Source organism: Streptomyces sp. NPDC054847 (assembly GCF_053610925.1).
Window position 1 is genome coordinate 1 of the sequence record NZ_JBSGZJ010000663.1, and the last position, 2,643, is coordinate 2,643.

Genomic DNA, 2,643 nt, shown 5'->3' on the forward strand with positions numbered 1-2,643 from the left:
ACCCCTCTGGTGCCTGTTACACAGCCGGCCCCCGCTCGTCACCACGGGGCCCCGGACCCGCCCGGCGCGGGCCCCTCTTCATGTCCGCGCACATCTTTGTGCGCCGAAGTGCGCGCCGTGGGCCGTGAGTTGGGCCCGAACGTGTTTGACTTATCTCTCTGTGGGCATGTCGACAAAACGCTGAAGTGACCTCACTGGCTGCGGTATACCAGGTGTACGCGGGTTGCAGGTGGTGCGACGATGGAATTTATGGGGGACAGGGCAACTCTGTTGGAGACAGGGCGGTTTGTGCAGCCGCATGCCGGAAACGCGCCGGACGCGATCGACGCCGCGGTCCGTGCCGACCACACGGGCAAGGACCGGAGCAACACCGGCCACGACGACACGGACGACAGCAGCGCCGACACGGTGGAGACCGCCGGCGCGGAGGCGCGCCACCGGAGCGCCGCCGACGCCGGTGACACCGCGGCGATGAGCGTCCTCGGCGCACTGCTGCTGCGCCGCGGGGACCTCGACGGGGCGGAGCCCTACCTGCGGGGCGCCACCGCCGACGGCGACCGCGCCGCGGCCAACAACTTGGGCGTGCTCCTCCACCAGCGGGGCTACGCGGACGAGGCGGCCGGCTGGTGGCGGATCGCCGCCGTGGCCGGATCCGCCGCCGCTGCGCACGCCCTGGGACGTCACTTCCGCGAGCGGGGCGACGAGCCGGCCGCCGAGTACTGGCTGCGCCAGTCCGCGGAGCAGGGCCACGCCCTCGGCGCGTACGCACTCGCCGACCTGCTGGAGCACCGCAGCGACGTCGGGGCCGAGCGCTGGCTGCGCACGGCCGCGGAGCAGGGCCACCGCGAGGCGGCTTACCGGCTCGCCCGCGCCCTGGAGCGCCGGGCGGCGGAGGAGTGCCGCAAGAACGACGGCGTCGGCAGGCTGGTCGGCGCCGGCCCCGCGGAGCCTGGTACCGCGCGGGACGCCGCGCGGCGGGCCCGTCGCGGCGAGGACGGAGGACGGCCCGCCGGTGTGTCCAAGGGCGGTGCGGGACGGCCCGGGGCGCGTCGCGACGAGCCGGCGGCCGCCGCGACGGGCCCGGGCGCCGTCGGCACGACCGACCCGGCGCTGCGCGTGCTCGTCGACGCGGAGGAGACAGCGGGCGAGCACCCGGCCGGACGCCGGACACGCGACGGCCGTCTCCGTGCGAGCGCCCCCGCCGCACAGGAGCAGGCCGCGGATCAGGGCGGGGCCCTGCTCGACGAGGCCGCCCAGTGGTACCGGCAGGCCGCCGCGCGAGGTCACCGGCGGGCCGCCCTGCACCTGGGGTCGATCCTCGAGAGGCGCGGCCGGCTGAAGGAGGCCGGGCGCTGGTACCTCACGGCCGCCAAGGACGGCGAGGCCCGCGCCGCCTGCGCGCTCGCCTTCCTGCTGCGTGACGCGGGCGACGAGGAGAGCGCCGCCGTGTGGTGGCTGCGAGCGGCCCAGGAGGGCGACGGCAACGCGGCCAACGCCCTCGGCGCGCTGCACGCGGCCAGGGGTGAGCCGCAGACGGCGGAGCGCTGGTACCGCGCCGCCATGGACGCGGGCGACGTCAACGGCGCGTACAACCTGGGTCTGCTCTGCGCTGCCCAGGACCGTACGGCCCAGGCCGAGCAGTGGTACCGCCGCGCCGCCTACGCCGGACACCGTGAGGCCGCCAACGCCCTCGCCGTCCTGCTGCTCCAGGCGGGTGACCCGGTCGGCGCCGAGCCGTGGTTCTCCAAGGCGGCGGAGGCGGGCAGCGTCGACGCCGCCTTCAACCTGGGCATCCTCCACGCCGGCCGCGACGACGACCGCACGGCCCTCGCGTGGTACGAGCGGGCCGCGGCGGCCGGGCACACCGAGGCGGCGCTCCAGGTCGGCATCGCCCTGCTCAGGGACGGTGACGAGCAGGGCGCGGAGCGTCATCTGCGCTGCGCCGCGGGCGGCGGCAGCGCGGAGGCGGCGTTCCGGCTCGCCACTGTGCTGGACGCCCGCCGCCCGCCGCCCGGTCCGCCGGCCCTCGGCGAGCCGGTGGCGGAGAAGAGCGAGTGCGAGGAGTGGTACGAGCGGGCCGCCGAGCAGGGCCACCGTCGCGCCCAGGTACGGGTGGGCATGCTGGCCGCCGCCCGCGGTGACATGACCGACGCCGCCCGCTGGTACCGCGAGGCGGCGGAGGCGGGCAGCCGCAGCGGCGCGTTCAACCTCGGGCTCCTCCTCGCCCGCGAGGGCAGCGAGCGCGAGGCATCGCTGTGGTGGACGCGGGCCGCGCGGGCCGGGCACGGCAGGGCCGCACTGCGTCTTGCGCTGCTCGCCGCCCGCCGGGGAGAACTGGCCGAAGGCCAGCGATGGTGCGCCAGGGCGGTGGAGCTCGGCCCCGCGGAGGTCACGGAGCGGGCCGCACGCCTGCGCGAGGCACTGCTTCAGGAACTCACCGCTTGAGGCCTGTCCGGGCGGTCTTCTTGATCGACCGGACAGGACCTTAAGGGATTTGCGCTGGTCGGCGGGGTGACGTAATGTTGTGTTCATCGCCGCGGGGTGGAGCAGCTCGGTAGCTCGCTGGGCTCATAACCCAGAGGTCGCAGGTTCAAATCCTGTCCCCGCTACTGAAACCGAAGGCCCGGATCCTTGGATCCGGGC

Annotated in this window: 1 protein-coding gene and 1 tRNA gene; both read left to right on the forward strand. The window is 75.4% G+C overall.

What is annotated here, in order from left to right:
* Positions 1-240: 240 nt before the first annotated feature.
* Positions 241-2,445, forward strand: a complete 2,205-nt coding sequence (locus ACWGH4_RS33885) for a sel1 repeat family protein (RefSeq protein ID WP_453467615.1) — start codon at positions 241-243, stop codon at positions 2,443-2,445.
* A 90-nt stretch (positions 2,446-2,535) separates the two neighbouring features.
* Positions 2,536-2,609: transfer RNA gene (locus tag ACWGH4_RS33890), tRNA-Met, on the forward strand.
* The last annotated feature ends 34 nt before the right edge of the window (positions 2,610-2,643 follow it).